Below are 7,198 nucleotides of genomic sequence, written 5' to 3' on the forward strand. Positions count from 1 at the left end.
AAGTAAAGCTGCCGCTGCCCCACAGGTCAACGCTCAAGCCGCATCACATGCCGGCGCGAGCCGGTCATGCCGATCTCGCGAAAGCCGCGGGCGACGAACATGTCGCGAAAACCCATGAAGCTGTAGCTCGGCGAAGCCTGGTCGACGGGATAGGCTTCGATCGTCCTGGCGCCTTTGGCAAAGGCGTGATCGATGGCCGCGTCGAGCAATGCGCTTGCCAGCCCGCCGCCGCGCAGCGCTTTCGGTACATAGAAGCAGACGATCGACCAGATGCCCATCTCGCTATCGTCCTGCTGCCGTGACAGCTTGCGGTAGGTCTCGCGCGGCGCAATCGAGCACCAGCCGACGGTCCGGCCATCGATCTGGGCGACAATGCCGACCGGCGTGCCGGCGTCGATCAGCGTCATCATCGCGCGTTTCTTCTCGTCGTTCTCGACATGCTCGCGGCGGTCGAGATTGCGCCAAGCCATACACCAGCAGTATTTCGGCCCGCCGGGTTGCTCGAACAGGTTTTCGAAATCGGCGCGCGTCGATTGCGTCACCTCCGTGAAGCGCACTTCGCTCAGGTCAAGCTTTTCTGGCGGCGAGCCGCTCGAGCGTCTTGGCATCGGAAAGTTCCTTCACGGCGTCCTTGCCGATCCAGCGTGCGGTCCTGTCTGTCGAGGCCGCCAGTTTTAGCGCCACGGCAAGGGCAGGGCCGTGCAAATTCATCGATCGCTTGCCGATCGAACGAAGCGCCCAGTTCACGGCCTTCTTCACAAAATTGCGGCCGTCGGTCGCATGCGCTTCGATGATCGGCAGGAATTCGAGGAAGGTCGTCTCGGGTTCCTTCTTCCGGTGGACCACCGACCAGGCCATCATCGCAAAAGCCGTGCGTCGAACGAATTCCCGTTCGTCGACCGCGAATTCGGCGATCAATTCCTTCCAGCAATCCGTATCGACAAAGAGATCGGAGACCCCGTCGACGATATCCCACGAGTCGAAAGTCGCCGCCCATCGTCTTGCATCCGCGGCGGAGAACCGCTCCGGATCGGCTGTCACGGAAGCGATGAACTGCGCCTCCATGATGCCTGTCTGCCAAAGCTCGAAGGCACGCTCATGGTTGCGCTTGATTTTCTTGGCAATCTGCCGCTGCACGCCATGCGAGATACCGAGCGCACGTTCGATCTTGATACCGTAGCGCAGCATGCCAAGTCGATTTTCCTCTGAGGCGATCGAGCGCAGATGAGCGACGATTTCATCGGCGCTGGATTGAGGCGAAAGCTCGGCCACAGTGAAATCCTATTTCTCCAGCCGCGCCAGCAGCGAGGACGTGTCCCAGCGCTTGCCGCCCATCGCCTGCACGTCCTTGTAGAACTGGTCGACAAGTGCCGTCACCGGCAGTTTGGCGCCGTTGCGGTCGGCCTCGGCGAGGCAGATGCCAAGATCCTTGCGCATCCAGTCGACGGCGAAGCCGAAATCATATTTGCCGGCATTCATCGTCTTGTGGCGGTTCTCCATCTGCCAGGAACCGGCGGCGCCCTTGGAGATAACCTCGATTACCTTTTCGATGTCGAGCCCAGCCTTCTTGCCGAAATGGATGCCCTCCGCCAGGCCCTGAACGAGGCCGGCGATGCAGATCTGGTTGATCATCTTGGTGAGTTGGCCAGCCCCGGCCGATCCCATCAATCCGACCATGCGGGCATAAGCATCTATGACTGGCCTGGCCCTGTCGAAGGCGTCGGGCTCGCCGCCGACCATCACGGTCAGCATGCCTTTCTCGGCGCCTGCCTGACCGCCGGAGACCGGGGCGTCGAGGAACGCAAACCCGAGCGCTTGCGACTGCTGCGCCAGTTCGCGCGCGACCTCCGCCGATGCCGTGGTGTTGTCGATGAAAATGGCGCCTTTCTTCATGGAATTGAAGGCGCCTCCGGCACCGGTCGTCACCGAGCGCAGATCGTCGTCATTGCCGACGCAGGAAAAGACGAAGTCCTTGCCCGCGGCCGCCTCTGCTGGTGTCGCGGCGAAGCTGCCGCCATGCTGGGCAACCCACTGCTCGGCCTTGGCCCTGGTGCGGTTGTAGACGGTGACGTCGTGACCGCCCTTGTTCTTGAGATGTCCGGCCATCGAATAGCCCATGACGCCAAGACCAAGAAATGCCACCGAAGCCATGTTTTCGAATCCCTTAGAAGCCTGCTTTGCGGTCTTCTTACCGGATCAGGCAAGGCGATGGGAGTCAGCGGTGCAGATGGATGGTGATGCGCCGTTCGATCCACTCGACGCCGTGGCGCAATGTTTCCACGATGATCAGATAGATGATCGCCGCCCAGATATACGACTGGAAGTCGAAGGTGCGCGCATAGGTGAGCCGGGTGATGCCCATCAAATCGTAGACCGTGATGATGGCGACGATTGCCGAGCCCTTGATCATCAGGATGATCTCGTTGCCATACGGGCGCAACGCGACGATCAGCGCCTGCGGCAGGATGATCTTCCACATCGTCTGCAGTTTGTGCAGGCCGAGCGAGGCGGCACCTTCCCACTGGCCCCTTGGCACGCTCTCGATCGCGCCACGCAAAATCTCGGCCTGGTACGCGGCCGTATTCAGCGAAAAGGCGAAGATCGCGCAGTTGAACGCTTCGCGGAAGAAGCCCCACAGTCCGACCATCTCGAGCTCCGGCCGGAAGGAGCCGACCCCATAGTAGACCAGGAAGGTCTGCGCCAACAGCGGCGTGCCGCGAAAGAAATAGACATAGGCATAGGCGAACCCCGAAAGGATCGGGTTCTTCGACATGCGTGCATAGGCGATCGGCACGGACAGGATCGCGCCAAGCACAATCGAGATGGCAACCAGCAACAGGGTGATGCCGAGGCCGGATATGTAGCCGGGTGCATATTTCTGGAAGAACTCCGGGTTCCACGCAGCGACCAGGTAGACGACCATGCCAATGCCGAGAGCGATCCACAGGCCGACTAGGACATGGCCGAGGATGCGTTGGCGCGACCAGCCGCGTGCGGGCGGCGGCGGCCGGTCGACTTTCAGCGTGTCGGTGGCAAGGCTCATCTCTTGACCTCGCTGCCGCCGACCGCTCGTTCGATCGCGTTGATGCCGAAGGAGGAGACGATCGCCAGCAGGAGATAGATGAGGCCGGCGAAACCGTAAAACAGGAACGCGTGCTTGGTGACGCGAGCGGCAACCCCGCTCTGCCGGAGGATCTCGTTGAGGCCGACGGCCGAGACGAGCGCGGTGTCCTTGAGCAGGATAAGCCAGAGATTGGCAAGTCCGGGCAACGCGATGCGGATCAACTGCGGCAGCACGATCAGCCGCATCGTCTGGCCGCTGGACAGGCCAACCGAATAGCCTCCCTCATATTGCCCTTTTGGAATCGCGCGGAAGGCGGATAAAAACACCTCGCTGGAATAAGAGGAGAAAATGAAGCACAGCGCGATCATGCCGGCGACGAAGCTGTTGACGTCGGCGGACGTTCCGGGGCTCACCAGCCGGACAATGTACTGCAGGATCAATGGGACGCCGAAGAAGATCAGAAACAGCGTGAGCAGCTCGGGTATTCCGCGAAAAATCGTGGTGTAGATGTTCCCGGCCAGTCTCAGCGACGGCTCTTCCGATTGTTTGGCCAGCGCCACGAAAAAGCCGAGCGTCAGCCCGAAGGGCAGAGTGGCCAGCGCAAGACATACCGTGACAAACACACCCGCGGCGATGTCGTCGAGCCAGCCTTCGGGTCCCCAACTGAGAAGCGTCAGTGCGCTCTGCATCCGCCTGCCTGTTCTCCTTGAGGCTCTTTGAGACCCGTGCCGCGTCACCCCTCGTGCGCGGCATCCTTATAAGAACGGCGGGAATCTCCCGCCGTTCAAGTCCTCGTATGTCGGTCGATCAGGACTCGCCGCCATAAACATCATATTTGAAGTATTTGTCGTTGATTTCCTTGTACTTTCCGTTTGCTCGGATGGCGTCGATCGCCGCATTGAACTGGTTGACCAGATCGGTCTCGCCCTTGCGCACGGCAATGCCGGCGCCCGGACCGTGGATTTCGATGACCGGCTTGATTGTGCCGACCAGCTTGCAGCAGGCGCCGTCCGGCGAATCCAGCCATTGCTGCAGCACGACGATGTCGTCATTGGCGGCATCGAGCCGGCCATTGGCCAGATCGAGCTGGTATTCCTGTGCGGTCGGGTACGGCTTGACGGTGCTGTCGGTATAAGTCTTGGTCGAATAGTTGAAATGCGTGGTGGACGCCTGCACGCCGATCGTCTTGCCGGCCAAATCTTCCTTGGTGACACCCTTGATGTCGGTGTCCTTGGGCGCGGCAATCGCCGGCGGCGTATTGTAATATTTGTGGGTGAAGTCGACCTTCTCGGCGCGTTCCGGCGTGATCGACATCGACGCGACGATGGCGTCGAACTTGCCTGCCTGAAGGGCGGGAATGATGCCGTCCCAGTCCTGCGCGACAAAGGTGCACTTCACCTTCATCTCGTCGCAGAGCGCCTTGGCAATGTCGATATCGAAGCCTACGAGCTGGCCGTCGGCTGTCAGATTGTTGAATGGGGGATAGGCTCCCTCGGTGCCGATCCTCAAGGTCTTTTCCTGGGCCTGGGCAACGCCAAGCGTCAGCAGCGCAGCCGAAGCGGCAAGCGCGATACGCAGTGCAATACGCATAATGGTCCTCTCTGTTGGTCCCGGCCGTCGTTCCCGAACGGCTCTGTGGGCGGTGCTTTTGACCGCCCGCTGATGCGATATTCCCATTCTTTCCCAAGAAAAAGCAACTGCAAAACCGTCGCTTGAGGGAAGGTCATGTTCAGAAAGCGATGACGCTGGGTCAGACGCCTAAATTGGAAAGCAAGTGGGCGGAAACTGTCTTCTGCCGCATTTTCAGCGCGACAGGCTTGTGGCGCGCTCGATGAAGTCAGCTATCGAATTCGTGTCGTCGAGATCGAAGGCCGGCAGGTCTTCGCCGACAATGGGGAAGTCGGAGGCGATGGCGACAATGTGTGGATCGCCTGCCGAGAGCGGTGTCCGGTCCTTGGCCTCGAGCCGTCTCGTCTCGATTTTCTTGTGCGCTTCGCGCTTGTAACCCTCGACCAACACGATGTCGCACGGTGCCAGCCGTGACAGGATCGCGTCTAGCGTCGGCTCGTCCTCGCCGCGCAATTCGTGCATCAGCGCCCAGCGCCTGCCCGACACGACCGCGACCTCCATCGCTCCCGCCTGCCGGTGGCGAAAGCTGTCCGCTCCGGGTTTGTCGATGTCGAAATCATGATGGGCGTGTTTTACCGTCGACACTTTCCAGCCGCGCCGGACGAGTTCGGCTACCAGCTTTTCGGTCAATGTCGTCTTGCCGGAGTTCTTCCAGCCGGTGATGCCGAAAATACGTCTTTTCATGGCTCGATGCTCTGCAACAGATGCACTGCCTGGGCAAGGTCGTCGGGAGTGTTGATGTTGAAGAACGGATCGATCTCGGCCCCGCCGGATTTCAGGATGGGAAATTCCACCTCGACAAAACCGTGCCGGTCGATGAACGCCGCAACGCGCCGGTTGTCTTCCTCGACGAGAAATTGTCGCAAGACCTGATCTAACCCTAGCGGCCAGAGTGCAAAGGTCGGATGCCGTTTGCCGCCGGAACAAGCGACCGCAATCGAGCCGGGGCGTTCGTCGGCTGCCGCGAGCAGCCGCTCGACCATATCCCTGGGCAGGAAAGGCGTGTCGCCGGCAGCCGTGACCAGCGCCTGGCAGGTCGTGTCGGAAGCCCATTCGAGGCCGGTCAGGATCCCGGCAAGCGGCCCGGCATAACCTTTGACAGTGTCGGCAAGCACCGGAAGCCCCGTTGCGGCAAACCGTGCCGGATCGCCGTTGGCGTTTAGCGCAAGCGGTCCGACCTGCGGGCCAAGGCGCGAAACGACACGGTCGAGCAGGGTGCCGTCGCCAAGCGCAAGCAGCGTCTTGTCGCCGCCGCCCATCCGGCTCGACCTGCCGCCGGCCAGAATGATCCCTGCGATATGTCGGCCCATCGTTTGCTGCCTAGACCCAAAATCCAGTTTTCAAATCAGACAGTCGTCGACAGTCACTCTAGTCGACAGTCACTCTATATGCCGTCCGGCGCCATGTCCGGTCCAGTGCTTTCGGCGGCTGTTTTTCGCCGTCCGACGATCCGTTCGCGGTAGAGCGCATAGAGGCCTGACGCGATGATGATCGTGGCACCGAGGATCATCGGCAGATCGGGGACATCGCCGAAGATCGTGAAGCCAAGCAAGATCGACCAGAGCAGGGCGGTGTAGCGAAACGGCGCGATGAAGGAGATATCGCCCACCCGCATCGCCGTGATGATGAAGTGATAGCCGATGAGCACGAGCACCGCCGCCAGCGCCAGGAACGCCGTGCTTTGTCCTGTCATCGGTGTCCAGCCGCCCATCGGCGAAAGCAGTGCCGCGCCCAGAACTGTCATGGCAAGTGCGGTGGCGGTCGACACCAGCAATGTCGGAATTGCCTGCGGGATCCGCTTGGTAGCGAGATCGCGCACCGCGCAGCATGCGACGCTGGCCAGCGCCAGCAGAGAAAAGACGCTGAACCCTTCGAAGCCGGGCCGCACGATGATCAGCACGCCGGCAAAACCGACGGCAATAGCCAGCCAGCGCCGCCAGCCGACGCCCTCGTTGAACACAAGCGCGGCGCCCATCGTCACCGCCAGCGGCAGCGCCTGCAGCACGGCGGAGACATTGGCGATCGGAAGATGTGCCAGAGCAACCAGGAACGACACGGTGGCGCCGGCCTCGCCGGCGACGCGCAGCGCAACGGTCGGCTGCAGCATCGAACCTGGCCGGGCAAGCGCGCCCCGTTGCCACGCAAGCAGGCCAACGAAAAGCGAAGCGAAGGCGCCGCGGATCAGCATGACCTGCGCCATGTTCATCGATTCCGATGAGAATTTGGTGATCGCGTCGTTGAGAGTGAAACCAGCCATGGCCACCATCATGAACAACGCGCCGCGGAGGTTTGGCGAAAGAGGCAAGGCGATTACCGGGTGAGTCCTGCAGCAAGCGTCTAGCAGGCACCCACAAGACAGCAACGTCAAAGGGCTGGGCCACAGCCTTTCTGTGGCCCGTGACATCTGCCGCGCAAGAGCGGCAGATCCCATGGGGAGTGGATCGTGGCCCGCACTCTGGCAGAGTGGGCCATCGCAACTCGCTCTTTGGAGGCCCTTTCATGCAT

At 61.2% G+C, this 7,198-nt stretch carries 8 protein-coding genes and 1 pseudogene; all 9 read right to left on the reverse strand.

Translation table 11 applies throughout. From position 1 onward, the window contains the following. Positions 1-26: 26 nt before the first annotated feature. The gene (locus tag NKJ32_RS24195) at positions 27-608 is read right to left on the reverse strand and encodes a GNAT family N-acetyltransferase (protein WP_352568650.1); all 582 of its coding nucleotides are present in this window, start codon (positions 606-608) and stop codon (positions 27-29) included. Further along, positions 568-1,272, reverse strand: a complete 705-nt coding sequence (locus NKJ32_RS24200) for a DNA alkylation repair protein (protein WP_254817259.1) — start codon at positions 1,270-1,272, stop codon at positions 568-570. Before NKJ32_RS24200 ends, NKJ32_RS24195 begins: the two co-directional genes overlap by 41 nt. A 9-nt stretch (positions 1,273-1,281) precedes the next feature. Next, a pseudogene (locus NKJ32_RS24205) lies at positions 1,282-2,157 on the reverse strand (NAD(P)-dependent oxidoreductase); the annotation flags it as partial. Positions 2,158-2,215: 58 nt separating this feature from the next. Then, positions 2,216-3,043 carry an ABC transporter permease gene (locus tag NKJ32_RS24210; protein WP_023675012.1) on the reverse strand — a complete coding sequence of 276 codons (828 nt, stop codon included), beginning with the start codon at positions 3,041-3,043 and terminating at the stop codon, positions 2,216-2,218. Next, entirely contained in the window at positions 3,040-3,753 is a 714-nt protein-coding gene (locus tag NKJ32_RS24215) for an ABC transporter permease (protein WP_352568649.1), read from the reverse strand. Before NKJ32_RS24215 ends, NKJ32_RS24210 begins: the two co-directional genes overlap by 4 nt. A gap of 118 nt (positions 3,754-3,871) precedes the next feature. Further along, complete coding sequence (locus NKJ32_RS24220; protein ID WP_023717637.1) at positions 3,872-4,654, reverse strand: ABC transporter substrate-binding protein; 783 nt, start codon at positions 4,652-4,654, stop codon at positions 3,872-3,874. Between the two features lie 213 nt (positions 4,655-4,867). Beyond that, positions 4,868-5,377: a molybdopterin-guanine dinucleotide biosynthesis protein B gene (gene mobB / locus NKJ32_RS24225; protein WP_023675015.1), complete on the reverse strand. Its 510-nt coding sequence runs from the start codon at positions 5,375-5,377 to the stop codon at positions 4,868-4,870. Then, complete coding sequence (gene mobA, locus NKJ32_RS24230; RefSeq protein ID WP_352754748.1) at positions 5,374-6,003, reverse strand: molybdenum cofactor guanylyltransferase MobA; 630 nt, start codon at positions 6,001-6,003, stop codon at positions 5,374-5,376. The genes mobB and mobA overlap by 4 nt, the downstream gene beginning before the upstream one ends. A 74-nt stretch (positions 6,004-6,077) precedes the next feature. After that, entirely contained in the window at positions 6,078-6,998 is a 921-nt protein-coding gene (locus NKJ32_RS24235) for a DMT family transporter (RefSeq protein ID WP_352568646.1), read from the reverse strand. Positions 6,999-7,198 lie beyond the last annotated feature (200 nt).

This window comes from Mesorhizobium sp. M0159 (genome assembly GCF_040322295.1).
Classification (GTDB): Bacteria; Pseudomonadota; Alphaproteobacteria; order Rhizobiales; family Rhizobiaceae; genus Mesorhizobium.

Bases quoted from the DNA above. Each gene is read 5' to 3' on its own strand.
- NKJ32_RS24195 (WP_352568650.1), bottom strand. From the start codon at position 608: ATGCCAAGACGCTCGAGCGGCTCGCCGCCAGAAAAGCTTGACCTGAGC.
- NKJ32_RS24210 (WP_023675012.1), bottom strand. From the start codon at position 3,043: ATGAGCCTTGCCACCGACACGCTGAAAGTCGACCGGCCGCCGCCGCCC.
- NKJ32_RS24215 (WP_352568649.1), bottom strand. From the start codon at position 3,753: ATGCAGAGCGCACTGACGCTTCTCAGTTGGGGACCCGAAGGCTGGCTC.
- NKJ32_RS24220 (WP_023717637.1), bottom strand. From the start codon at position 4,654: ATGCGTATTGCACTGCGTATCGCGCTTGCCGCTTCGGCTGCGCTGCTG.
- mobB (WP_023675015.1), bottom strand. From the start codon at position 5,377: ATGAAAAGACGTATTTTCGGCATCACCGGCTGGAAGAACTCCGGCAAG.
- mobA (WP_352754748.1), bottom strand. From the start codon at position 6,003: ATGGGCCGACATATCGCAGGGATCATTCTGGCCGGCGGCAGGTCGAGC.